The following is a 23,085-nucleotide window of genomic DNA, read 5'->3' as shown; positions in this document are numbered from 1 at the left end:
CGGGTCGACCCGCCACCGCAGGGGCCGTCCCTGCCGTGCTCTGACTGCTGCCCTCGCCGCTGCCGCGGATGTGGGAACTGCCCGCGAGAGAAGGGGAATCGGTGACCGTCGGGCAGAGGAGTGGATCACCGGACGGAATGATCATGGAGCAGGCAGACTGTCGGTATGACGACATCCGAACCTGTCGCGACCGAACCTTCCGCGACCGGGCCTGCCGCAAGCGAACCCGGCGGGACCGAGCCCTTCGCCATCGACTCGCCCACCGTCGAGGCCTATCTGCGCCGTATCGGTGCGCGACGTCCGGGGCGCGCGGACGCCGCCGCGCTGCGCGAACTGCATCTGCTCCACCTGCGGACCGTGCCCTTCGAGAACCTCTCGATCCATCTCGGCGAGCCCGTCGTCCTGGAGGAGAAGGCGCTGCTCGACAAGGTGGTCGGCGCTCGCAGGGGAGGGTTCTGCTACGAGGTCAACACGGCGTTCGCCGTCCTGCTACGGGGGCTCGGGTACGAAGTCGCGCTGCTCCAGGGGCGGGTGTTCGGGCCGCACGGCAAGCCGGGCATCCCGTACGACCACATGGCGCTGCTCGTGGAGACGGCGGAGGGGGAGCGGTGGCTGGCGGACGTCGGGTTCGGCGACCACAGCCACTTCCCGCTGGCCTTCGACTCGCGTGACGACCAGCAGGATCCGGGCGGGGTCTTCCGGATCGTGGAGACCGCGGACGGCGATCTCGACGTGTTGCGGGACGGCAAGCCGCAGTACCGGCTGGAGCCGCGGCCGCGGGAGCTCGTCGACTTCGCGGCGGGCGCCTGGTACCACCAGACCTCGCCCGACTCGCACTTCACGAAGTCCCTGATCTGCTCACGGCTCACCGAGGAGGGCCGGGTCACGCTCAGTGCGCCGAAGCTGATCACTCGGGCTCACGGTGAGCGTGAGGAGCGGGTCCTCGACGGTGAGGGCGAGGTGAGGAACGCGTACAAGGAGCTGTTCGGTATCGAGTTCGACGTGCTGCCGGCCGTGCGAAGCGGAATCCTCAATTCGGACCCTGGGTAACACTTGCCTCCACTCGCCCCGTTTGCCTCGAACGCCTCAACGGTGATCGAATGCGACTTCGTTGCATAGTGAACGAGTCGCACGGGGGTGCGTGAAGAATGTTCGATCGTCTCTTCGGGAAGCGGGCGGCGGGAGCCTCGCGCGGTGGTCCGCTCGCCGGTCTCTCCGTCCCCTCCTCGGCGGGCGTGCTCAGCTGCCGGGTGCTCGACCCCGTGCACGAACCGGTCCGGCAGGCCGAGTTCGTCGTCAGCGACACGGCGGGCCGCAAGGTGCTGGCCGGCGAGACCGACCCGTACGGCACGGTCCTCGCGACCGTACCGGCGGGCGAGTACCGGGTCGCCGTCACCTCCGAGGGCTACACGCCCTACCACGGCGGCGCCGTCGTCACCGAGGGCGAGCACCAGGGCCTCGGTGACGTCCTGCTCCAGGTCGCGCCCCAGCCCCAGCTCCCGGCGCCCGGCGACTGGGAGATCGACCCCGCGCACTCGCAGATCGGCTTCACGGCGCGCCACATCGGCCTCGCCCGGATCCACGGACGGTTCAACAGCTTCGCGGGCGCGGTCCGGATCGCCGAACGCATGGAGCACTCCGCGATGCACGTCGTCATCGACGCCGCCTCCATCGACACCGGGGTGCAGATGCGCGACGACCACCTGCGCTCCGGCGACTTCCTCGACGTCGGCGCCTACCCGACGCTGGAGTTCTTCAGCGAGCGCTTCGTCCACCGGGGCGGCAGCCGCTGGGCCGTCACCGGAGCGCTCACCCTCCACGGAGTGAGCCGCACGGTGACCCTGGACACCCACTACCTGGGCCTCGGCAACGGCCTGGAGGGCGAGACCCGGGGCGCCTGCCGGGCCACCACCGAACTGCACCGGGAGGACTTCACCCTCACCTGGCAGACGCTGCTCGCGCGGGGCATCGCGGCGGTCGGGTCCAGCATCAGCATCGAGCTCGACGTCCAGATCGTCCCGAAGAAGGGCTGACGGGCGCCGGGCCTCGGTGCTCCCTACGGGGCCTCCAGCCAGCCCTCGTACTCGGCGGCCAGCGCGTCCAGCGCCGCCGGGTCGAGGCGGGCGTCCGGGTCCTCGACGACCACCAGCCACTGCGCGTCCTCGGCGTCGTCCTCCCCGGCCAGGGCGTCCCGTACGAGCTGCGGTTCCTCGGCCACGCCGAAACGGTCGGGGAGTTCCCCGGCGACCTCCTCGGCGGCGTCGCGGTCGGGCAGTACCAGTACGTGTCGTTCGCTCACCCCGCCATTCTCGTCCCCTTCCCGGGCGGTGCTGTCAGTGGCCCGTGGGATGCTGGGTCGCGATGGCCACCAGAAAGACTTCCCCCGACGACCTCCTCGGCCCCGTGACGCTCGCCGTGGGACAGGAGGACCTGCTCCTCGACCGCGTCGTCCAGGAGGTGGTGGCGGCCGCGCGGGCCGCCGACGCCGACACGGACGTGCGCGACCTCGCCCCCGACCAGCTCCAGCCCGGGGCGCTGGCCGAGCTCACCAGCCCCTCGCTCTTCGCCGAGCGCAAGGTGCTGATCGTGCGGAACGCGCAGGACCTCTCCGCCGACACGATCAAGGACGTCAAGGCGTACCTGGACGACCCCGTCGAGGACATCTCGCTCGTCCTGCTCCACGCCGGCGGTGCCAAGGGCAAGGGGCTGCTCGACGCGGCGCGCAAGGCGGGGGCCCGGGAGGTCGCCTGCCCGAAGACGACGAAGCCGGCGGAGCGGCTGACGTTCGTACGGCAGGAGTTCCGGGCGCTGGGCCGTTCGGCCACGCCCGAGGCCTGCCAGGCGCTCGTGGACTCGATCGGCAGCGATCTGCGGGAGCTCGCGTCCGCCGTCTCGCAGCTCACGTCCGACGTGGACGGGACGATCGACGAGGCCGTCGTCGGGCGGTACTACACGGGCCGCGCCGAGGCCTCCTCCTTCAACGTCGCGGACCGTGCCGTCGAGGGGCGGGCGGCCGAGGCCCTGGAGGCCCTGCGCTGGTCGCTCTCGACCGGGGTCGCGCCCGTGCTCATCACCAGCGCGCTGGCACAGGGCGTACGGGCGATCGGCAAGCTCTCCTCGGCGCGGGGCGGGCGGCCGGCCGACCTGGCGCGGGAGCTGGGCATGCCGCCCTGGAAGATCGACCGCGTGCGGCAGCAGATGCGCGGTTGGACTCCGGACGGGGTGTCGCTGGCCCTGCGGGCGATCGCGGAGGCGGACGCGGGGGTGAAGGGCGGGGGCGACGACCCGGAGTACGCCCTGGAGAAGGCGGTGGTCGCGGTGGCGCGGGCGGCGAGGATGCGGCGGGGCTGAGGCGCGGCGCTGGGCGGTGCGGTGCGGTGCTGGGCGGCACTGGGCGGTGCGGCGCTGGGCGGCACTGGGTGGTGCGGCGCTGGGCGGTGCGGGCCTGGTGGTCGGTGGTGCGGGGTGGGCCGGGGCGTGGCGTTGTGGTGCGGGGCGGTTCGTGGCTGGTGCCCGAGCGGACCCCCCACCCCACCCCTTCCCGAAACCCTGCCGGGGGCCGGTGGGGCTTGAGGTCCTCTCCCGGGGGCTCCGCCCCCGACCCCGCCGGACCCCATGGCCGGACGGCAGCTTCGAGCCGCCGGTTCCGGGTCCCGATGGCCCGCGCCGCCCGGCAGCGCTGCGGCAGCTTCGCGCCGTCGGTCCCGGGTCCTGCCGGGGTCGCGCCACCCGGCGGCTTCGCGCCGCCGGCCCCGGATCCTGCCGGGGTCGCGCTGCCCGGCAGCGCTGCGGGGCTTCGCGTTGCGTGGGTCGGGGTACGGCGAAGGCCCCGGCGTTCCTGGGGAAGGAAGCGGCGGGGCCTTCGGCGTTGTTGCTGGTGGGCTCGCACACGCGTGGCGAACGCGTCCGCGTGCAAGTCCTGGGTGGCCGGGCGGGAGCGGGGTAGAGGGCCCGCTGGTTCCCGTACGGCCGATCACATCAGAGCTCAGCCCTGGAGGGAGGCAACCTTGATCGCCAGCGCCGACTTCTTGTTGGCGGCGGCGTTCTTGTGGATGACACCCTTCGAGACAGCCTTGTCGAGCTGACGCGAGGCGGCGCGAGTGGCAACGGTGGCCTTCTCGAGGTCGCCGGCGGCGACAGCCTCACGGGCCTTGCGGATCGCGGTCTTGAGCGAGGACTTGACGGCCTTGTTGCGCAGGCGCGCCTTCTCGTTCGTCTTGTTCCGCTTGATCTGGGACTTGATGTTCGCCACGAAAAGAGCCTTTACAGGTTCGATGTTCCTTCTGGATGCGCCTCACAGCTGAGAGGGCATGCGAGACACGGCTGTCCACACTATCAGCCACCCTCGGGGCCGCCCAAACCGGGCGTCGGGCGCCGGGCATGGGACCATGGTCTCTACGTATCCGTTCTGAACATCGCCCGAGACGAGATCCCTGCGTGCCCGCGACTCCTACCAACGTGCCCGAGCCGAGCCGTACCGACCCGGCTCTGATCCGCAACTTCTGCATCATCGCGCACATCGACCACGGCAAGTCCACGCTTGCCGACCGGATGCTCCAGCTGACCGGTGTGGTCGACCAGCGGCAGATGCGTGCCCAGTATCTCGACCGCATGGACATCGAGCGGGAGCGCGGCATCACGATCAAGTCCCAGGCGGTCCGGTTGCCGTGGGCGCCGACCGAGGGGCCGGCTCAGGGCAGTACGCACATCCTGAACATGATCGACACCCCCGGGCACGTCGACTTCACCTATGAGGTCTCGCGCTCGCTCGCCGCTTGCGAGGGCACGATCCTGCTCGTGGACGCCGCGCAGGGCATCGAGGCGCAGACCCTCGCGAACCTGTACCTCGCGATGGAGAACGACCTCACGATCGTCCCGGTCCTCAACAAGATCGACCTGCCGGCCGCCCAGCCGGAGAAGTTCTCCGAGGAGCTCGCCAACCTCATCGGCTGCCAGCCGGAGGACGTCCTCAAGGTCTCCGCGAAGACCGGCATGGGTGTCGAGGCGCTGCTCGACCGGGTGGTCCGGGACGTTCCGGCGCCGGTCGGCGTCGCCGACGCGCCCGCCCGCGCGATGATCTTCGACTCCGTGTACGACTCGTACCGGGGCGTCGTGACGTACGTCCGTGTCGTCGACGGCCAGCTCAACAAGCGCGAGCGCATCCGGATGATGTCGACCGGCGCCACCCACGAGCTCCTCGAGATCGGTGTCTCGTCGCCCGAGATGACCTCCTCCGACGGTCTCGGCGTCGGCGAGGTCGGCTACATCATCACCGGTGTGAAGGACGTCCGGCAGTCCAAGGTCGGTGACACGATCACCTCCCTGCACCAGGGTGCCACCGAGCCGCTCGGCGGTTACAAGGACCCGAAGCCGATGGTCTTCTCGGGTCTCTACCCGCTGGACGGCTCGGAGTACCCGGACCTCCGCGAAGCCCTCGACAAGCTGCAGCTCAACGACGCCGCGCTGGTCTACGAGCCGGAGACCTCCGCCGCGCTCGGCTTCGGCTTCCGCGTCGGCTTCCTCGGCCTCCTCCACCTCGACGTGATCCGTGAGCGGCTCGAGCGCGAGTTCGGGCTCGATCTCATCGCCACCGCGCCGAACGTGGTCTACCGCGTCGTGATGGAGGACGGCAGCGAGCACACCGTCACCAACCCGAGCGAGTTCCCCGAGGGCAAGATCAGCGACGTGTTCGAGCCCGTCGTGCGCGCCACGATCCTCGCCCCGAGCGAGTTCATCGGCGCGATCATGGAGCTCTGCCAGACCCGTCGCGGCACCCTGATCGGCATGGACTACCTCTCCGAGGACCGGGTCGAGATCCGCTACACCCTGCCGCTCGCCGAGATCGTCTTCGACTTCTTCGACCAGCTGAAGTCCAAGACGCGCGGTTACGCCTCCCTCGACTACGAGCCCACCGGCGAGCAGGCCTCCAGCCTGGTCAAGGTCGACATCCTGCTGCACGGCGACAAGGTGGACGCCTTCTCGGCCGTCACCCACAAGGACGCCGCGTACGCCTACGGTGTCCGGCTCGTCGCCAAGCTGCGCGAGCTCATCCCGCGGCAGGCCTTCGAGGTGCCCATCCAGGCCGCCATCGGCTCCCGGGTCATCGCCCGCGAGACCATCCGCGCCATCCGGAAGGACGTCCTCGCCAAGTGCTACGGCGGTGACATCTCCCGTAAGCGGAAGCTGCTGGAGAAGCAGAAGGAAGGCAAGAAGCGCATGAAGATGGTCGGTTCGGTGGAGGTGCCGCAGGAGGCCTTCATCGCCGTCCTGTCGAGCGACGAGTCCTCCGGCAAGAAGAAGTAGCCCGGGACGCCCGAAAAAGCTGTCCTGTGCAACGAACGGGTCCACGCGCCGGGTGCGCGCGGGCCCGTTCGTCGTCGCCCGCGTGGGCCCGTTCGTTATGAAGCGACGCCCTGTAGGGCCTTACGCGCCGGTCCTCGGGCCTTTACTCTGATCCCGGCTCGAAGGTTACTCGCCAGTTAGTTACGAACCACCAGCAGGCACCGCCGCCGCCCGGAGGACGTCGTGAGCGACACACAGACCCAGATCGAGAACCGGCCGCCCTCCGTGGCGACCCTCTTCCTTGAGCGCGTCGAGCGGACCCCGGATGCGGAGGCCTACCGCTACCCGGTTCCCGCCGCCTCCGGCCCGGACGACTGGAAGTCGCTCAGCTGGGGACAGGCCGCCGAGCGGGTCTACGCGATCGCCGCCGGCCTCGTCGACCTCGGCGTCCAGGCCGAGGAGCGCGTCGCCCTCGCCTCCTCCACCCGGGTGGAGTGGATCCTCTCCGACCTCGGCGTGATGTGCGCGGGCGCCGCGACCACCACGGTCTACCCGCAGACCAACGCCGAGGAGTCGGCGTTCATCCTCTCCGACTCCGAGTCGAGGGTCCTCATCGCCGAGGACGCGGCCCAGCTGGCCAAGGCCGTCGAGCGCCGCGCCGAGCTGCCGAACCTCCACCACGTGGTCGTCATCGACGCCACCGGCGTGGAGAGCGACGGCGAGTTCGTCCTCTCCCTCGCCGAGCTGGAGGCGCGCGGCAAGGCCTATCTGGTGGAGCACCCCGAGGCGGTCAAGGAGCGGGTCGCGGCGATCACCCCCACGCAGCTCGCCACCCTCATCTACACCTCCGGCACCACCGGCCGCCCCAAGGGCGTCCGCCTCCCGCACGACAACTGGTCGTACATGGCCAAGGCCATCGCCGCCACCGGTCTCGTCACCCATGACGACGTCCAGTACCTGTGGCTGCCGCTCGCCCACGTCTTCGGCAAGGTCCTCACCTCCGGCCAGATCGAGGTCGGTCACGTCACCGCCGTCGACGGCCGCGTCGACAAGATCATCGAGAACCTGCCGGTCGTCCAGCCGACCTACATGGCGGCCGTGCCCCGCATCTTCGAGAAGGTCTACAACGGGGTCGCCGCCAAGGCCCGCGCGGGCGGCGGCGCCAAGTACAAGATCTTCCAGTGGGCGGCCGGCGTCGCCCGCGAGTACGCCAAGACCACCCAGGACAACTTCCGCCGCACCGGCACCGCCTCCGCGCCCTTCGGCCTCTCCGCGAAGCACAAGGTCGCCGACGCACTCGTCTACGGCAAGATCCGCGAGGCCTTCGGCGGCAACCTGCGCGCCTGCGTCTCCGGCTCCGCCGCCCTCGCCCCCGAGATCGGCTACTTCTTCGCCGGCGCGGGCATCCACGTCCTGGAGGGGTACGGCCTCACCGAGTCCTCCGCGGCCTCCTTCGTCAACCCGGGCGAGGCCTACCGCACCGGCACCGTCGGCAAGCCGCTCCCCGGCACCGAGGTCCGCATCGCCGACGACGGCGAGATCCTGCTGCGCGGCCCCGGCATCATGGAGGGCTACCACGGCCTGCCGGAGAAGACCTCCGAGGTGCTGGAGTCCGACGGCTGGTTCCACACCGGCGACATCGGCGAGCTGTCCGCCGACGGCTACCTCCGGATCACCGACCGGAAGAAGGACCTGATCAAGACGTCCGGCGGCAAGTACATCGCGCCGGCCGAGGTCGAGGGCCAGTTCAAGGCCGTCTGCCCGTTCGTGTCGAACATCCTCGTCCACGGCGCCGACCGGAACTTCTGCACCGCGCTCATCGCCCTCGACGAGCCCTCCCTCCTCGGCTGGGCCGCCGAGCACGACCTCGGCGGCAAGTCGTACGCGGAGGTCGTCGCCGACCCGCGGACCGAGAAGCTGATCCAGGGCTACGTCGACCGGCTCAACGAGGGCCTCCAGCGCTGGCAGACGATCAAAAAGTTCCGCCTGCTGCCGCGCGACCTCGACATCGAGCACGGCGAGCTCACCCCGTCGCTGAAGCTGAAGCGGCCGGTCGTCGAGCGGGAGTACAAGGACCTCATCGAGGAGATGTACGCGGGGTCGCGGGAGGCCTGAGCAGCGGCGCAGGACCGTCACCCCGGGCAGTACGGGACAATGGGACCCATGCCTTCCGTACTGCCCGATGGTGAGTCCGTTCCCGACGACGGGGCGCTGCCCCCGCACGCCCTCGAAGGGGCCGGGGAGCGGCCGCTCGGGTTCTACCTGCACGTGCCGTACTGCGCGACCCGCTGCGGCTACTGCGACTTCAACACGTACACGGCGAGCGAGCTGCGCGGCACGGGCGGTGTGCTCGCCTCCCGCGACAACTACGCCGAGCAGGTCGTCGAGGAGATCCGCCTCGCCCGGAAGGTCCTCGGCGACGACCCCCGGCCCGTGCGCACCGTCTTCGTCGGCGGCGGCACCCCGACGCTCCTCGCCGCCGGGGACCTCGTACGGATGCTCGGTGCCGTCCGGGACGAGTTCGGGCTCGCGGACGACGCCGAGGTGACGACGGAGGCCAACCCGGACTCCGTCGACCCCGCCTACCTCGCCGAGCTGCGCGCCGGCGGCTTCAACCGCATCTCCTTCGGCATGCAGAGCGCCCGGCAGCACGTCCTGAAGATCCTCGACCGTACGCACACCCCCGGGCGGCCCGAGGCGTGCGTCGGCGAGGCGCGGGCCGCCGGGTTCGAGCACGTCAACCTCGATCTCATCTACGGCACGCCGGGGGAGTCCGACGACGACTGGCGGGCCTCGCTAGAGGCCGCGATCGGCGCCGGGCCGGATCACGTCAGCGCCTACGCGCTGATCGTCGAGGAGGGTACGCAGCTGGCGCGGCGGATCCGGCGCGGCGAGGTGCCCATGACCGACGACGACGTCCACGCCGACCGCTACCTGATCGCGGAGGACGTGCTGTCCGGGGCCGGTTTCCAGTGGTACGAGGTCTCCAACTGGGCCACCTCCGAGGCCGGCCGCTGCCTCCACAACGAGCTGTACTGGCGCGGCGCCGACTGGTGGGGGGCCGGGCCCGGGGCGCACTCCCACGTGGGCGGCGTCCGCTGGTGGAACGTGAAGCATCCCGGCGCGTACGCGGCGGCGCTCGCGGACGGCCGGTCGCCGGGTGCCGGGCGGGAGCTGCTGTCGGACGAGGACCGGCGGGTGGAGCGGGTGCTCCTCGAACTGCGGCTGCGGGAGGGGTGCCCGCTGGACATCCTGCGTCCTCAGGGCCTCGCCGCGGCCGAGCGCGCCTTGGCCGACGGGCTCCTCGCGCCCGAGCCCTACGCGGGCGGGCGGGCCGTGCTGACGCTGCGGGGGCGCTTGCTGGCGGACGCGGTGGTGCGGGACCTGGTGGACTGAGGGGCCGTCCGCGGGGCCCGCCCGCGCCTCCTCCGTTGTGGGCAATCGTTCCGCTGGGGCGGAACGGGTGGGCACAACGGACGGCGCCCCTTGCCGGCGCCAGAGGCTCCTGCGCCCTGACCCGCACCGGGTTGTGCGCCGCCGCTGGGGTGCGGGTCCAGGCGCGGAACGCGGAGGCGCCGCTGAGCGCGCCGTCCCGTGTGCCCACCCGTCCCGCCCCAGCGGGACGATTGCCCACACGGGGGGCGGGGAGCACCGCCCCGTCGGGCGCGCCCACACGGGGGGGCAGGGGGCGGGCGATTGCGCCGCGGGGCTTACGGCGCCGTCACGTGGTCGATCAGGTGTTCCACGGCGCCCAGCAGCTCCGGCTCCAGGTCCCGGTAGGAGTGGACGCGCTTGAGGATCGCCTGCCAGACCGCGCCCGTGTTGTCCGAGGGCCAGCCCAGGGCCTGGCAGACGCCCGTCTTCCAGTCCTGGCCCCTGGGGACCCGCGGCCACGCGCGGATGCCCAGGGAGGACGGTTTCACCGCCTCCCAGACGTCGATGTACGGGTGGCCGACGACCAGGACGTCCGGGGAGGTCACCTGCGCGGCGATCCTCGACTCCTTCGAGCCCGGGACCAGGTGGTCCACCAGGACGCCGAGCCGGGCGTCCGGCCCCGGGGCGAACTCCGCGACGATCGCCGGCAGGTCGTCGACGCCCTCCAGGTACTCCACGACCACGCCCTCGATCCGCAGGTCGTCGCCCCAGACCCGCTCCACGAGCTCCGCGTCGTGGCGGCCTTCGACGTAGATCCGGCCCGCCCGTGCCACGCGCGCGCGTGCGCCCGGGACCGCGATCGAGCCGGAGGCCGTACGGGTGGGGCGCACCGGCCCGCCGGACGCCGGGCGGACCAGGGTCACGACCTTGCCCTCCAGGAGGAAGCCGCGCGGTTCCAGCGGGAAGACCCGGTGCTTGCCGAAGCGGTCCTCCAGGGTCACGGTGCCCGCCTCGCAGCGGATCACCGCCCCGCAGAAGCCCGTGGTGACTTCTTCTACGACCAGGTCGGGGTCCGCCGGGACCTCCGGGACGGGCGCCGACTTCTTCCAAGGCGGCGTCAGGTCCGGGTTGTAGCTGCGCATGGGTTCCGTTCCGTCCGGGCGCGGCGGCAGGGGGTCTCCTCCGTGGGCGCGCGGCCGAGACGGCGTCAGGTCCGGGACGCGGCCACGCATTTGGGCGACGTTATGCCACGCCGAAGCGGCGTGCCAGTTCATCGCGCTGCGCCCGGACGAACGCGGCGTCCACCACCGCCCCGTGCCCCGGCACGTACGCCGCCTCCTCGCCGCCCAGGGCGAGCAGCCGGTCCAGGGCGTCCGGCCAGCGGGAAGGGATCGCGTCCGGGCCCGCCTGCGGCTCGCCCGACTCCTCCACCAGGTCGCCGCAGAAGACGATCTCGCGCGGGCCCGGGACGCAGAGCGCCAGGTCGTGGCGCGTGTGGCCGGGGCCCACGTTCGCCAGGAGGACCTGGCGGCCGCCCAGGTCGAGCGTCCACTCGCCCGTGACCACGTGCCGGGGGGCCACCAGGGCGTCCGTCGCCTCCGTCGCCGCCCGCGGATCGACCCCTTGCCGTACGGCGTCCTCGTACAGCTCCTCCCGGGCCCTGGCCCCGCGCATGAGCTCGTCCGAGCCCACCGCGCCGAAGACCTCCGCCCCGGCGAAGGCCGCCGTGCCGAGGACGTGGTCGAAGTGGGGGTGGCTGAGTGCGATGTGCGTCACCTTCCGGCCGCCCGTGAGCGCCGCCACCTGTGCCCGCAGCTCGGCGCCCTCCGCGAGCGAGGACCCCGTGTCGTACAGCAGAACCGCCCGTGTGCCCAGGACCAGCCCCACCGTGGCGTCCCAGCCGGGCAGCCGTCGCCGGCCCACCCCGTCCTGGAGCCGCTCCCATCCGTACGCTTCCCAATCCATCTCCATGGGGCGACGCTAGCCGGTGCGGGCGCCGCCTCCTTGCCAGGAGCGATGCCCGCCGCCGTACACTGACCGGGGGATCGCTGGCACTCGGACAGGGCGAGTGCCAAAAGCGGAGCAACCGGAACGACGACGCCAGCTGGAGGTGCGCACGATGCTCAGCGAACGCAGACTCGAGGTCCTGCGCGCCATCGTCCAGGACTACGTCGGGACGGAGGAGCCGGTCGGCTCCAAGGCGCTCACCGAGCGCCACAAGCTCGGCGTGTCGCCCGCCACCGTCCGCAACGACATGGCGGTCCTGGAGGAGGAGGGGTACATCGCCCAGCCTCACACCAGCGCCGGCCGGATCCCGACCGACAAGGGCTACCGCCTCTTCGTCGACCGGCTCGCCGGCGTCAAGCCGCTGTCGACGCCCGAGCGGCGGGCCATCCACAACTTCCTCGACGGAGCCGTCGACCTCGACGACGTCGTCGGGCGTACGGTGCGACTGCTGGCCCAGCTGACCCGCCAGGTCGCCGTCGTCCAGTACCCCTCGCTGACCCGCTCGACCGTCCGGCACGTGGAGCTGCTCTCGCTGGCACCCGCCCGCCTGATGCTCGTCCTCATCACGGACACCGGCCGGGTCGAGCAGCGCGTCGTCGACTGCCCCGCGCCCTTCGGCGAGACCTCGCTCGCCGACCTGAGGGCCCGGCTCAACAGCCGGGTCGTCGGCCGCCGGTTCGCCGACGTGCCGCAGCTGGTGCAGGACCTCCCGGAGTCCTTCGAGGAGGCCGAGGACCGCGCCACGGTCTCGACCGTGCTCGCGACCCTCCTCGAAACGCTCGTCGAGGAGCACGAGGAGCGGCTGATGATCGGCGGCACCGCCAATCTCGCCCGCTTCGGACACGACTTCCCCCTGATGATCAGGCCCGTCCTGGAAGCCCTGGAGGAGCAGGTCGTGCTCCTCAAGCTGCTCGGCGAGGCCAAGGAATCGGGCATGACCGTACGGATCGGGCACGAGAACGCCCACGAGGGGCTGAGCTCCACGTCCGTCGTCTCGGTCGGCTACGGTTCGGGCGGCGAGGCAGTCGCCAAACTCGGCGTGGTCGGACCGACCCGCATGGACTACCCCGGAACGATGGGAGCGGTACGCGCAGTGGCACGTTACGTCGGACAGATCCTGGCGGAGTCGTAAGTGGCCACGGACTACTACGCCGTACTCGGCGTGCGCCGCGACGCGTCCCAGGACGAGATCAAGAAGGCCTTCCGGAGGCTCGCGCGCGAGCTGCACCCGGACGTCAATCCCGATCCGAAGACGCAGGAACGCTTCAAGGAGATCAACGCCGCCTACGAGGTCCTCTCGGACCCGCAGAAGAAGCAGGTCTACGACCTCGGCGGCGACCCGCTCTCGGCCTCCGGCGGAGGTGGCGCGGGCGGCGGCTTCGGAGCGGGCGGCTTCGGCAACTTCTCCGACATCATGGACGCCTTCTTCGGCACGGCCTCGCAGCGCGGCCCGCGCTCGCGCACCCGCCGCGGCCAGGACGCCATGATCCGCCTGGAGATCGACCTCAACGAGGCGGCCTTCGGCACCACCAAGGACATCCAGGTCGACACGGCCGTCGTCTGCACCACCTGTTCGGGTGAGGGTGCCGCGCCCGGCACCTCCGCGCAGACCTGTGACATGTGCCGCGGCCGCGGCGAGGTCTCCCAGGTCACCCGGTCGTTCCTCGGCCAGGTCATGACCTCCCGCCCCTGCCCGCAGTGCCAGGGCTTCGGCACGGTCGTCCCGACGCCGTGCCCCGAGTGCGCCGGCGACGGCCGCGTGCGGTCCCGCCGCACCCTCACGGTCAAGATCCCGGCCGGTGTCGACAACGGCACCCGCATCCAGCTCGCGGGCGAGGGCGAGGTCGGCCCCGGCGGCGGCCCCGCCGGCGACCTGTACGTCGAGATCCACGAGACCCCGCACGAGGTCTTCCAGCGGCGCGGCGACGACCTGCACTGCACGGTCACCATCCCGATGACGGCGGGCGCGCTCGGCACCAAGGTGCCGCTGCAGACCCTCGACGGCGTCGAGGAGATCGACATCCGCCCGGGCACGCAGTCCGGCCAGTCGATCCCGCTGCACGGGCGCGGCGTCACGCACCTGCGGGGCAACGGCCGGGGCGACCTGATCGTGCACGTCGAGGTGACGACCCCGAACAAGCTCGACGCGGAGCAGGAGCGCCTCCTGCGCGAACTGGCCAAGCTGCGCGGCGAGGAACGCCCCACGGGGCAGTTCCAGCCGGGGCAGCAGGGGTTGTTCTCGCGCTTGAAGGACGCGTTCAACGGGCGGTAAGCCTGTATGTGTGGAAAGGGGCGGTATCCATTCATGGATACCGCCCCTTTCCATGTCCGTCCCCGCGGCATGGCACGATGCCCATATGTCCACCACCGCACTGAACGATCTCTCTCGGTTTCCGATCGTGCAGGCCCCCATGGCGGGTGGCGCCTCCTGTCCCGAGCTCGTCGGGGCCGTCTGCGAGGCCGGGGCGCTCGGCTTCCTCGCCGCCGGGTACAAGACGGCCGGAGGCCTGTACCAGGAGATCAAGCGGGTGCGCGGGCTCACCGCCCGCCCCTTCGGGGTCAACCTCTTCATGCCGCAGGACGGGCGGCCCGCCGACCCCGCCGCCGTCGAGGTCTACCGCCACCAGCTCGCGGGCGAGGCAACCTGGTACGACACCCCGCTCGGCGAGACCGACGACTCCCGCGACGACGCCTACGACGCCAAGCTGGCCATCCTCCTGGAGGACCCGGTCCCCGTCGTCTCCTTCACCTTCGGCTGCCCCGCGAGGGAGACCTTCCACGCCTTCGACCGCGTCGGCACGTACACGATCGTCACCGTCACCTCCGCCGACGAGGCCCTCGCCGCGCAGCGGGCCGGCGCCGACGCCGTCTGCGTCCAGGGCGTCGAGGCCGGCGGCCACCAGGGCACGCACCGCGACGACCCGGCCGACGAAGGCGCCCCCGGCACCGGGCTCCTCACCCTCGTCACCCAGGTCCGGGAGACCGTCGCGCTGCCGATCGTCGCCGCCGGCGGCATCATGCGCGGCGCGCAGATCGCGGCCGTCCTCGCCGCCGGGGCCGACGCCGCCCAGCTCGGCACCGCCTTCCTCGGCTGCCCCGAGTCGGGCGCCCACCCGCTGCACAAGCAGGCCCTGACGGACCCGCTGTTCACCCGGACCGCCCTCACCCGGGCCTTCTCGGGGCGCCCGGCGCGCGGCCTCGTCAACCGCTTCATGCGCGAGCACGGGCCGTACGCCCCCGCCGCCTACCCCGAGGTCCACCACCTCACCGCCCCGCTCCGCAAGGCCGCCGCTGCCGCCGGCGACGCCCAGGGCATGGCCCTGTGGGCCGGCCAGGGCCACCGCCTCGCCCGGGAACTCCCCGCCGGGCAGCTGGTCGAGGTGCTGGCCGCCGAACTCGACACCGCCCTCTCCGACCTTTCCGGGTTCACCCCCAGGAGCGCCTCATGACCGCACCCGTCTTCGTCGTCGACACCGTCCCCGGTGCCGGGAACTTCCTCCTGGACGGGCCCGAGGGGCGGCACGCCGTCTCCGTGAAGCGGCTGCGCGCCGGGGAGGAGCTGGTCCTCGCCGACGGGCGGGGCCGCTGGGCCGAGTGCGTGGTGGTCTCCGCCGAGGGCAGGGACGAGCTCACCGTGCGGGTCGACGAGGTCCACGAGGACCCCGAGGAGGAGCCGCGCATCACGGTCGTCCAGGCCCTTCCCAAGGGCGACCGGGGCGAACTCGCCGTCGAGACCATGACGGAGACCGGCGTGGACGGGATCGTGCCCTGGGCCGCCTCCCGCTGCATCACCCAGTGGAAGGGCGACCGGGGCCTCAAGGCGCTCGCCAAGTGGCGGTCCACCGCGCGCGAGGCCGGCAAGCAGTCGCGCCGGACCCGCTTCCCCGAGGTCGCCGACCTCATGACGACCAAGCAGGTCGCCGCCCTCCTCGCGGGCGCCGACTTCGCGGCCGTCCTGCACGAGGACCGCGACCACCCCAGCGGGACGCTCGCCACCGCCGAACTCCCGGCGAAGGGCTCGATCGTGCTCGTCGTCGGCCCCGAGGGCGGGGTCTCCCCGGACGAGCTCGCCGCCTTCGAGGCCGCCGGGGCGAAGCCGTACCGCCTCGGCCGCAGCGTCCTGCGCACCTCCACGGCCGGTACGGCGGCGACGGCCCTGGTCCTGGGGCGCACGGGCCGCTGGAGCCGGTGACCCGAGTCGGGCGACGTCCGCCCCGTCGTGATGTGACGTGCCGCCCGGCTCCCGGCCCCGGGCGGCCCACGGCCGTCGGGGTGGCGGGCCCAGGCGGTGCCACCGTCCGCCGACGGAAGGAGCACACAGCCGATATTCGCTTGCGCACCGACATCACGCGGGCCAATGTCGCCTGACACCCTGACGAAGGCAGAGAAGATGACCCCGCAGACCCACCCCGTCGACCACGAACTCATCGAGGCCGCGGCCCACGTCGCACGCACTCGCTGCCGGGGCGACAACCACACCATGGCGGCCGCAGCCCGTGCCCGGGACGGCCGGATCGTCACCGCGGTGAACGCCTACCACTTCACCGGCGGCCCCTGCGCGGAACTGGTCCTCCTCGGCACGGCGGCCGCCCAGGGCGCCTACGAGCTGGACACGATCGTCGCCGTGGGCGACCGCGACCGAGGGGTCGTTCCCCCCTGTGGGCGGTGCCGCCAGGTCCTTCTCGACTACTTCCCGCGCCTGCGGGTCATCGTCGGGGCGGGCGAGCGGCTCCGGACCGTCTCCATCACCGATCTGCTTCCCGAAAGCTACGTGTGGGCCGACCACCAGCTCGACACCGAGGAGACCGAGCCGCTCGGCACGAGCTGACACGCGGCACTAGCCGGATTCCGTCAGGGTGTCGTAGAGGGGCCAGGCGTCCTCCTCGTGGACGCCGTGGGCGGTGGGGAGGAGGCCGCGGGCCGCGGCCTCCTCGAGGAAGCGGCGTACGACGCCGGGCTTGTTCAGGTTCAGGACGTCGCCGTCGGTCGAGGCCACGTCGCCCAGGCCGAAGGGGTATCCGGCCACGATGCGGCCCGGCCCGCCCCGGAAGACCAGCCGGAGCTGGGCGTGGCGGTGCTCCGTGCGGCGCAGCGAGAGCACGGTCCGGCAGTCGGGGTGCCGGTGCCGGACGTTCCAGAGCCATACGGTGCCGTCCACGGTCAGTCTGCGCGGTGCGCCTTCCCGTCTCATGCCGCGCACCCTACGCCCCGCGCCCTGCCGAACCCGGTGGACAGCGGACCCCGGACGCTCCTTAGGCTGACCCGCATGGCCGACGAGTCCCCCCTCATCCGCAGTCTGCGCGCCGCCGTGGCCGCCGCCCCCGGTGACGTGCCCCTGCGCCTCCACTTCGCCGAACTCCTCCTCGCGGAGGGGCGCCACGACGAGGCCGTCGCGGAGGCGGCCGTGGCGCTCCAGCACGCGCCGGGTGACGCGGCCGCCCGCGCGCTGATGGTCCGGGCGATGGGGATGCCTCCGGCGCCCGCGCCGGTCTCCGAAGAGCCCGCCGCGCCCGCCGCGCCCGCCGAGGCCGCCGTGCCCGTCGCGCCCGCCGCGCCCGTCGAGTCCGCGCCGGTTCCGGACGAGCCCGCGAAGTCCGCGCCGGTTCCCGAGGAGCCCGCCCCCTCCTTCGACTGGGACGCCGCCGAGCAGCAGGTCCAGGACCTCGTCGGGCCCCGGTTCCTGGACGACCCGCAGGCCGACGGCGCAGCCGGGACCGCCGGGGACGCCGCCGCCTGGGACGTCGACGCCCCCGGCGCCGTACGCCTCGCCGACGTCGGCGGCATGGACGAGGTCAAGGAGCGCCTGGAGGCCGCCTTCCTCGCGCCCATGCGCAACCCCGAACTGCGCAGGCTGTACGGCAAGTCGCTCCGCGGCGGCCTCCTCCTCTACGGCCCGCCCGGCTGCGGCAAGACGTTCATCGCGCGGGCCGTCGCGGGCGAGCTCGGCGCGAACTTCCTCACCGTCTCGCTCTCCGACGTCCTCGACATGTGGATCGGGGCCTCCGAGAAGAACATCCACGACATCTTCGAGACCGCCCGCCGCCAGGCGCCCTGCGTCGTCTTCCTCGACGAGCTGGACGCCCTCGGCGCCAAGCGCTCGCGCACCCACCACAGCGGCCTGCGCAACGTCGTCAACCAGCTCCTCACCGAGCTCGACGGCATCGCGAGCGGCGCCGGCAACGAGGGCGTCTTCGTCCTCGCCGCCACCAACGTGCCCTGGGACGTGGACATCGCGCTGCGCCGCCCGGGCCGCCTCGACCGCACCCTCCTCGTGCTGCCGCCGGACGCCGCCGCCCGGGAGTCGATCCTCCGCTACCACCTGCGGGAGCGTCCCATCGAGGCCGTCGACCTGGGCAAGCTGGTCAAGGCCACCGAGGACTTCTCGGGCGCGGACCTCGCGCACGTCTGCGAGACGGCCGCCGAGGCCGCGCTCCTCGACTCCGCCCGCACCGGCTCCGTACGCCTGATCACCACCAAGGACCTGCTCGGCGCGGCCAAGCAGATCAAGCCGTCCACGGAGCCGTGGTTCGCCGCCGCCCGGAACGTCGCCATGTTCGCCAACGAGGGCGGGCTCTACGACGACCTCCTCGCCCACCTCAAGCGGAAGCGCAAGCTGTGACCTCCTCCACCGCGCTCGCCCGCGCCGAGGCGCTCTACGAGACCGGGCGGTACGCGCAGGCCGGCGAGGTCGTCGCCCGGCACCTCGCGAGCGAACCGGAGGACGCCGAGGCGCTCGTCCTGCTCGCCCGCTGCCACCACCGGGCCGGTGACCGGGCCGCCGCCCTCACCGCCGTCGACCAGGCGCTGCGGGCCGAGCCCGAGCTGCTCGGGGGCTGGCTGATGCGGGTCCACATCCTGCTCGCCGACCGGCGGTTCCAGGAGGCCGAGGCCACCGCCCGGCACGCCGTCGAACTCGCCCCGAACTACTGGGGCACCCACTACGCGCTCGGCACCGCCCTCGCCGAGCACGCCGAACACGCGCGCACGCCCGCGCGTACCGTCGAGGCGTACGAGGCGGCGCGGACCGCCGTCGGCCTCGCCCCCGAGGAGGACGCGGCCCACTTCCTGGTCGGCCTCACCGCCCAGCGGCGCGGCGACCACGCCACCGCGCAGCGGGCGTACGAGACGACCCTGCGGCTCAACCCGCAGAGCAGCGAGGCCCACAACAACCTCTCGCTGCTGCGGCTGCGCCGCCGCTGGTTCCGGCGCGGGGCCTGGACGCAGGCCGCCGAGGGCTTCGTCGCCTCCGCCGCGCTCGACCTCCACGACCGCAAGGCCCGCTACAACCTGGAGGCCATGGCCTGGAACACCGTCGCCGGGGCCCGCTGGGTCGCCCTCGTCGGCTTCCTGGCCTCCGCCGTCGCCGACGCCGCCATCCCCGGCCGCGCGACCTGGGCGGACGCGGCCGTGCCGCTCCTGGTCGGCGAGGCCGTGATCCTCGGCGCCTGGGCCGGGTGGGGGGTGTGGATGGCCCGCCGGGTGCCGCCCCGGCTGCGCCGGCCCCTGCTCCTCGTGGCCCGCGGCTGCCGGCCCGTGCTGTTCATGGCGGGGGCCGTCGGGCTCCTCGGCCTCTACTCGCTCGTCTCGCTCGCCCTGTGGTCCTTCGACCCGGGCGTGATGGGCGGGGCCGGCACGCTCCTGTTCTGGGGCGTGATCATCACGTACTGGGTGAGCCGCTCGGCGCTCAACCGCCGCGCCCCCAAGGAGTAGGCCTTCCCACCGGGCCATGAGGTCTTCCCCCGGCCGTGCGGTTCTCCGCCGGCTGTCGGAGGCGGCGGATAGCATGACCGGGCAGTTGATCGTCAGTGATCGCCACCAGACCGAGGAGGCCCGGGACATGGCCGGAGAGCCGCAGAGCGACTGCCTGTTCTGCAAGATCGTGGAAGGGGAGGTGCCGGCGACGATCGTGCGCGAGACGGAGACCACCGTCGCGTTCCGCGACATCAACCCGCAAGCGCCCACGCACGTCCTCGTGATCCCGCGCCTGCACTACCCCGACGCCGCGTCGCTGGCCGCCGCCGCGCCGGCCGTCGCCGCCGACATACTGCGCGAGGCGGGCGAGATCGCCGCGCAGGAGAAGGCCGACGACAGCGGCTACCGGATCGTCTTCAACACCGGCGCCGGCGCCGGCCAGACCGTCTTCCACGCCCACGCGCACGTCCTCGGCGGCCGCGGCCTCAACTGGCCCCCCGGATAACCCGTGTCCGTACGCGAACTGGTCGTCCTCGGGACCGCGAGCCAGGTCCCGACCCGGCACCGCAACCACAACGGCTACGTGCTGCGCTGGGACGGCAAGGGCATCCTCTTCGACCCGGGCGAGGGCACCCAGCGCCAGATGCTGCGGGCCGGGGTCGCTGCGCACGACCTCGACCGGATCTGCGTCACGCACTTCCACGGCGACCACTCGCTCGGCCTGGCCGGGGTGATCCAGCGGATCAACCTCGACCAGGTCCCCCACCCGGTCACCGCCCACTACCCGGCCAGCGGGCAGCACTTCTTCGAGCGGCTGCGGTACGCCACGGCCTACCGCGAGACCGTGCGGCTGACCGAGACCCCGGTGGCCGCCGACGGGCCGCTTGCCGTCACCGAGTCCTTCACCCTGGACGCCCGCCGGCTCTCCCACCCCGTCGAGTCCTACGGCTACCGGATCACCGAGCCCGACGGGCGCCGCCTCCTGCCCGGGAAGCTCGCCGCGCACGGCATCAAGGGCCCCGACGTCGGCCGGATCCAGCGCGACGGCAGTCTGAACGGCGTCTCCCTCGACGAGGTCAGCGAGGTCCGGCGCGGGCAGCGTTTCGCCTTCGTCATGGACACCCGGCTCTGCGACGGGGTGCACGCCCTCGCCGAAGGCGCCGACATGCTCGTCATCGAGTCGACCTTCCTCGACGAGGACGTCCGGCTCGCCACCGACCACGGCCACCTGACGGCCGGACAGGCCGCCGCCGTCGCACGCGACGCGGGCGTCCGGCACCTCGTCCTGACCCACTTCTCGCAGCGCTACTCCGACCCCGCCGCCTTCGAACGCCAGGCGCGGGCGGCCGGGTTCGACGGCGAGCTGAGCATCGCCCAGGACCTCATGAGGGTCCCCGTACCGAAACGAACGTGAACATGCCCCTCCCCTCCGGCCTCCCCAAGGCCGAACTGCACCTCCACATCGAGGGCACCCTCGAACCCGAGCTCGCCTTCGCGCTCGCCGCCCGCAACGGCGTCACCCTGCCGTACGCGGACACCGACGCCCTCCGCGAGGCGTACAGCTTCAGCGACCTCCAGTCCTTCCTGGACCTCTACTACAACCTGATGGCGGTCCTGCGCACCGCCGAGGACTTCACCGAGCTCGCCGACGCCTACCTGGAGCGGGCCGCGGCCCAGGGCGTCCGGCACGCCGAGATCTTCTTCGACCCGCAGGCGCACACCGCCCGCGGCGTCCCGATCGGCACCGTGATCGAGGGCCTCGGCGCCTCCCTCGACCGCGCCGAGGAGCGGTACGGGATCTCCACCCGGCTCATCCTGTGCTTCCTGCGCGACGAGTCGGCCGAGTCGGCGCTCGCGACCCTGGACGCCGCGAAGCCGTACCTGCACCGGATCACCGGCGTCGGCCTGGACTCGGCGGAGGTCGGCCATCCGCCGGCCAAGTTCCGCGAGGTGTACGAGGAGGCCGCCCGGCTCGGCCTGCGCCGCGTCGCCCACGCGGGCGAGGAGGGCCCGCCGGCCTACGTCCGCGAGGCGCTCGACGTGCTCGGCGTGGAGCGGATCGACCACGGGCTGCGCTGCATGGAGGACCCGGAGCTCGTCGACCGGCTGGCCCGCGAGCGGATCCCGCTGACGGTGTGCCCCTTCTCGAACGTCCGGCTCCGCGTCGTCGACACCCTCGCCGACCATCCGCTCCCCGCGATGATGTCGGCGGGGCTGCTCGTCACCGTCAACTCCGACGACCCCGCGTACTTCGGGGGATACGCGGGCGACAACTTCGACGGGGTGCGCGACGCGCTGGGCCTGTCGCCGCAGCAGCTCCGCGAGCTGGCCCGGAACTCCTTCCGGGCGTCGTTCCTGGAGGACGACGAGGAGCGGCGGGCCCGGTACCTCGCCGAGGTGGAGGCGTACGAGTTCGGCGCGTAGCGGCGGTTTTCCGCCGCCCCGACCGCCCCGACCGCCCGGCAGGCCGCCGACGGTGCCGTGGTGCCTTCCGCGGGCTCGCTCGTGCGGATCGTGGGCGGCCACAGCGGGCCGTGCCTCGCGGTGCCCGGCGCGTCGACCTGAACCGGTTCTGCCGCGGCCCGCACGCCGACCGCTTCCGGCGGTTCGGTCAGGAGTGGGCCCTCAGCCCCGGTCCGACGGGCGGGCCAGGCGGAACGCCGACCTCGCCATGCGGCGGCGCCCCGCCGGGACCGACACCGGGGCGACCTCCTGCTCCGGCGCTCCCACCTGGGGGACCAGGGTCGCCGTCCCCGGGCCCCGCCCCGCGAGCACCGCCGCGGGCGCCCCGCCGCGGCGGCGGATCGAGCCCGGGACCAGGGGGCGGCCGGCGGCGTGCCGGGCGACCGCCGCCATGGGGGCGGCGACCAGCAGGAGCAGGACGCAGAGGACCAGGCCCATGCCCGGGTAGCCCGCGCGGTCGGAGAGCAGGGAGCCGGTCACCGGGCCGCAGGCCACCCCGAGGGAGGAGGCCGAGCCGACCATGACGGCCCAGCGGCCGCGCGGGTCGAGGGAGGCGGCCAGGCCCAGGAGGTAGGACAGGACGACCGGGTAGACGGTGTTCCACAGGATCTCGCCGGTCGCGAAGCCGGCGAGGCTCTCGGCGGACGAGCTCAGCCACACACAGCCCGCGATGACCACCGTGCCCGCGCCGATCGGGACCGCCCGGCCCAGGCGCGAGCCGAGTGCGCCCGCCGCCGTGACGCCGGCGAGGCCCGCGCCGAGCGCCGCCGCGAAGACCGCGCCGACGGTGACCTCGGAGAGGCCGGCCTGGGTGAGCCCGATGCGGCCGCTCACGCCCCAGAGGGCGTTCTGCGCGAGGGACCAGCACAGGACGCCTCCGGCGAGCACGACACCGGCCCGCCGGTGGGGGAGGGGGCCAGGGGCCGCCGCGACCTCCGGCCCCCTGCCGGTGGCCGCCGTAGCCCCCCGCACCGCGCGTCCGGCGCCCGGCAGGCGGCCCGTGGCCGGCCAGACCAGGGCCGCCGCGCAGGCGATCGCGAGGAGCGGGGCGGCGTGGCCGCCGCCGAGGTGCGGGAGGGTCAGGTAGAGGGCGCCCGCCGTCGCCGAGACGGAGAGCAGGCCGAGGGTCGAGGCGCGGTGCGGGTCGCGCTGCCCGGCGATCCCCGCCACGGCCACCGCCGTCGCCGTGCCCGAGCCGAGGCCGCCGAGGACCGCGCCCGCGACCACCAGCGGCACGAGGGCGGTCGCGGCGGCGGAGCCGTATCC

The 23,085-nt window shown here is 72.9% G+C and carries 22 protein-coding genes; 16 read left to right on the top strand and 6 right to left on the bottom strand.

What is annotated here, in order from left to right:
- Positions 1–165: 165 nt before the first annotated feature.
- Together ABZ318_RS25570 and ABZ318_RS25565 are read left to right on the top strand one after the other, a co-directional pair.
- Positions 166–1,050 carry an arylamine N-acetyltransferase gene (locus ABZ318_RS25570; RefSeq protein ID WP_356904803.1) on the top strand — a complete coding sequence of 295 codons (885 nt, stop codon included), beginning with the start codon at positions 166–168 and terminating at the stop codon, positions 1,048–1,050.
- A 98-nt stretch (positions 1,051–1,148) separates the two neighbouring features.
- Positions 1,149–2,033 carry a YceI family protein gene (locus ABZ318_RS25565; protein WP_356904802.1) on the top strand — a complete coding sequence of 295 codons (885 nt, stop codon included), beginning with the start codon at positions 1,149–1,151 and terminating at the stop codon, positions 2,031–2,033.
- Positions 2,034–2,056: 23 nt separating this feature from the next.
- Here ABZ318_RS25565 and ABZ318_RS25560 read toward each other — a convergent pair whose 3' ends face one another.
- The gene (locus tag ABZ318_RS25560) at positions 2,057–2,299 is read right to left on the bottom strand and encodes a hypothetical protein (protein WP_030684879.1); all 243 of its coding nucleotides are present in this window, start codon (positions 2,297–2,299) and stop codon (positions 2,057–2,059) included.
- Positions 2,300–2,361: 62 nt separating this feature from the next.
- On the opposite strand from ABZ318_RS25560, the gene holA reads away from it, so the two are divergent.
- Complete coding sequence (gene holA / locus ABZ318_RS25555; RefSeq protein WP_356904801.1) at positions 2,362–3,351, top strand: DNA polymerase III subunit delta; 990 nt, start codon at positions 2,362–2,364, stop codon at positions 3,349–3,351.
- Positions 3,352–3,985: 634 nt separating this feature from the next.
- On the opposite strand, the gene rpsT is transcribed toward holA, so the two are convergent.
- Positions 3,986–4,252, bottom strand: coding sequence for a 30S ribosomal protein S20 (rpsT, locus tag ABZ318_RS25550; protein ID WP_093876150.1), 267 nt, complete (start codon positions 4,250–4,252; stop codon positions 3,986–3,988).
- A gap of 185 nt (positions 4,253–4,437) precedes the next feature.
- On the opposite strand from rpsT, the gene lepA reads away from it, so the two are divergent.
- From lepA to hemW, 3 genes are all read left to right on the top strand, one after another.
- A complete protein-coding gene (gene lepA, locus ABZ318_RS25545) occupies positions 4,438–6,303 on the top strand; it encodes a translation elongation factor 4 (protein ID WP_356904800.1) in 1,866 nt (621 codons plus the stop codon).
- A gap of 222 nt (positions 6,304–6,525) precedes the next feature.
- Positions 6,526–8,397: a long-chain fatty acid--CoA ligase gene (locus tag ABZ318_RS25540; protein WP_356904799.1), complete on the top strand. Its 1,872-nt coding sequence runs from the start codon at positions 6,526–6,528 to the stop codon at positions 8,395–8,397.
- 39 nt (positions 8,398–8,436) lie between these two features.
- On the top strand, positions 8,437–9,678 hold the full coding sequence (gene hemW / locus ABZ318_RS25535; protein ID WP_356904798.1) for a radical SAM family heme chaperone HemW: 1,242 nt from the start codon (positions 8,437–8,439) through the stop codon (positions 9,676–9,678).
- A 314-nt stretch (positions 9,679–9,992) separates the two neighbouring features.
- Here the strand turns inward: hemW and ABZ318_RS25530 are convergent, their stop codons facing one another.
- Both ABZ318_RS25530 and ABZ318_RS25525 read right to left on the bottom strand, forming a co-directional pair.
- Positions 9,993–10,799: a DUF3097 domain-containing protein gene (locus tag ABZ318_RS25530; RefSeq protein WP_356904797.1), complete on the bottom strand. Its 807-nt coding sequence runs from the start codon at positions 10,797–10,799 to the stop codon at positions 9,993–9,995.
- Between the two features lie 100 nt (positions 10,800–10,899).
- Positions 10,900–11,628: an MBL fold metallo-hydrolase gene (locus ABZ318_RS25525; RefSeq protein WP_356904796.1), complete on the bottom strand. Its 729-nt coding sequence runs from the start codon at positions 11,626–11,628 to the stop codon at positions 10,900–10,902.
- Positions 11,629–11,776: 148 nt separating this feature from the next.
- Between ABZ318_RS25525 and hrcA the strand changes: the two genes are divergently transcribed.
- The 5 genes from hrcA (at position 11,777) to ABZ318_RS25500 (ending at position 16,492) form a co-directional block, all read left to right on the top strand.
- A complete protein-coding gene (gene hrcA / locus ABZ318_RS25520; protein WP_030684865.1) occupies positions 11,777–12,796 on the top strand; it encodes a heat-inducible transcriptional repressor HrcA in 1,020 nt (339 codons plus the stop codon).
- Positions 12,797–13,936, top strand: a complete 1,140-nt coding sequence (gene dnaJ / locus ABZ318_RS25515; protein WP_041129184.1) for a molecular chaperone DnaJ — start codon at positions 12,797–12,799, stop codon at positions 13,934–13,936.
- Positions 13,937–14,021: 85 nt separating this feature from the next.
- Complete coding sequence (locus ABZ318_RS25510; RefSeq protein WP_356904795.1) at positions 14,022–15,113, top strand: nitronate monooxygenase; 1,092 nt, start codon at positions 14,022–14,024, stop codon at positions 15,111–15,113.
- Positions 15,110–15,856 (top strand): 16S rRNA (uracil(1498)-N(3))-methyltransferase, encoded by a 747-nt coding sequence (locus ABZ318_RS25505; protein WP_356904794.1) that lies wholly within the window; start codon positions 15,110–15,112, stop codon positions 15,854–15,856. Before ABZ318_RS25510 ends, ABZ318_RS25505 begins: the two co-directional genes overlap by 4 nt.
- Positions 15,857–16,054: 198 nt before the next feature.
- Positions 16,055–16,492, top strand: coding sequence for a cytidine deaminase (locus ABZ318_RS25500; RefSeq protein WP_356904793.1), 438 nt, complete (start codon positions 16,055–16,057; stop codon positions 16,490–16,492).
- A gap of 9 nt (positions 16,493–16,501) precedes the next feature.
- Here the strand turns inward: ABZ318_RS25500 and ABZ318_RS25495 are convergent, their stop codons facing one another.
- On the bottom strand, positions 16,502–16,855 hold the full coding sequence (locus ABZ318_RS25495) for a hypothetical protein (protein ID WP_356904792.1): 354 nt from the start codon (positions 16,853–16,855) through the stop codon (positions 16,502–16,504).
- 75 nt (positions 16,856–16,930) lie between these two features.
- Here ABZ318_RS25495 and ABZ318_RS25490 point away from each other — a divergent pair, with 75 nt between their 5' ends.
- The 5 genes from ABZ318_RS25490 to ABZ318_RS25470 all read left to right on the top strand — a co-directional run bounded on the left by ABZ318_RS25490 (position 16,931) and on the right by ABZ318_RS25470 (position 21,780).
- Complete coding sequence (locus tag ABZ318_RS25490; RefSeq protein ID WP_356904791.1) at positions 16,931–18,283, top strand: ATP-binding protein; 1,353 nt, start codon at positions 16,931–16,933, stop codon at positions 18,281–18,283.
- The gene (locus tag ABZ318_RS25485) at positions 18,280–19,374 is read left to right on the top strand and encodes a tetratricopeptide repeat protein (RefSeq protein ID WP_356904790.1); all 1,095 of its coding nucleotides are present in this window, start codon (positions 18,280–18,282) and stop codon (positions 19,372–19,374) included. Before ABZ318_RS25490 ends, ABZ318_RS25485 begins: the two co-directional genes overlap by 4 nt.
- A gap of 127 nt (positions 19,375–19,501) precedes the next feature.
- The gene (locus tag ABZ318_RS25480) at positions 19,502–19,861 is read left to right on the top strand and encodes a histidine triad nucleotide-binding protein (protein ID WP_356904810.1); all 360 of its coding nucleotides are present in this window, start codon (positions 19,502–19,504) and stop codon (positions 19,859–19,861) included.
- Between the two features lie 3 nt (positions 19,862–19,864).
- Complete coding sequence (locus ABZ318_RS25475; protein ID WP_356904789.1) at positions 19,865–20,770, top strand: ribonuclease Z; 906 nt, start codon at positions 19,865–19,867, stop codon at positions 20,768–20,770.
- 2 nt (positions 20,771–20,772) lie between these two features.
- The gene (locus ABZ318_RS25470; protein WP_356904809.1) at positions 20,773–21,780 is read left to right on the top strand and encodes an adenosine deaminase; all 1,008 of its coding nucleotides are present in this window, start codon (positions 20,773–20,775) and stop codon (positions 21,778–21,780) included.
- A gap of 201 nt (positions 21,781–21,981) precedes the next feature.
- Here ABZ318_RS25470 and ABZ318_RS25465 read toward each other — a convergent pair.
- Positions 21,982–23,085, bottom strand: a 1,104-nt coding sequence (locus ABZ318_RS25465) for an MFS transporter (protein WP_356904788.1), incomplete at its 5' end; no start/stop codon positions are given.

The organism is Streptomyces sp. NPDC006197 (assembly GCF_040613865.1).
In the GTDB taxonomy this organism is placed as follows: Bacteria; Actinomycetota; Actinomycetes; order Streptomycetales; family Streptomycetaceae; genus Streptomyces.
Note: the sequence above shows the minus strand (reverse complement) of the source record. Positions and strands in the feature narration are given on the sequence as shown.

What these genes read in the sequence shown, in the direction of transcription:
- ABZ318_RS25565 (WP_356904802.1), top strand. Translation starts at nt 1,149, where the DNA reads ATGTTCGATCGTCTCTTCGGGAAGCGGGCGGCGGGAGCCTCGCGCGGT.
- ABZ318_RS25570 (WP_356904803.1), top strand. Translation starts at nt 166, where the DNA reads ATGACGACATCCGAACCTGTCGCGACCGAACCTTCCGCGACCGGGCCT.
- ABZ318_RS25510 (WP_356904795.1), top strand. Translation starts at nt 14,022, where the DNA reads ATGTCCACCACCGCACTGAACGATCTCTCTCGGTTTCCGATCGTGCAG.
- holA (WP_356904801.1), top strand. Translation starts at nt 2,362, where the DNA reads ATGGCCACCAGAAAGACTTCCCCCGACGACCTCCTCGGCCCCGTGACG.
- ABZ318_RS25480 (WP_356904810.1), top strand. Translation starts at nt 19,502, where the DNA reads ATGGCCGGAGAGCCGCAGAGCGACTGCCTGTTCTGCAAGATCGTGGAA.
- hrcA (WP_030684865.1), top strand. Translation starts at nt 11,777, where the DNA reads ATGCTCAGCGAACGCAGACTCGAGGTCCTGCGCGCCATCGTCCAGGAC.
- ABZ318_RS25530 (WP_356904797.1), bottom strand. Translation starts at nt 10,799, where the DNA reads ATGCGCAGCTACAACCCGGACCTGACGCCGCCTTGGAAGAAGTCGGCG.
- hemW (WP_356904798.1), top strand. Translation starts at nt 8,437, where the DNA reads ATGGGACCCATGCCTTCCGTACTGCCCGATGGTGAGTCCGTTCCCGAC.
- ABZ318_RS25470 (WP_356904809.1), top strand. Translation starts at nt 20,773, where the DNA reads ATGCCCCTCCCCTCCGGCCTCCCCAAGGCCGAACTGCACCTCCACATC.
- ABZ318_RS25490 (WP_356904791.1), top strand. Translation starts at nt 16,931, where the DNA reads ATGGCCGACGAGTCCCCCCTCATCCGCAGTCTGCGCGCCGCCGTGGCC.
- ABZ318_RS25505 (WP_356904794.1), top strand. Translation starts at nt 15,110, where the DNA reads ATGACCGCACCCGTCTTCGTCGTCGACACCGTCCCCGGTGCCGGGAAC.
- ABZ318_RS25495 (WP_356904792.1), bottom strand. Translation starts at nt 16,855, where the DNA reads ATGAGACGGGAAGGCGCACCGCGCAGACTGACCGTGGACGGCACCGTA.
- ABZ318_RS25525 (WP_356904796.1), bottom strand. Translation starts at nt 11,628, where the DNA reads ATGGAGATGGATTGGGAAGCGTACGGATGGGAGCGGCTCCAGGACGGG.
- ABZ318_RS25500 (WP_356904793.1), top strand. Translation starts at nt 16,055, where the DNA reads ATGACCCCGCAGACCCACCCCGTCGACCACGAACTCATCGAGGCCGCG.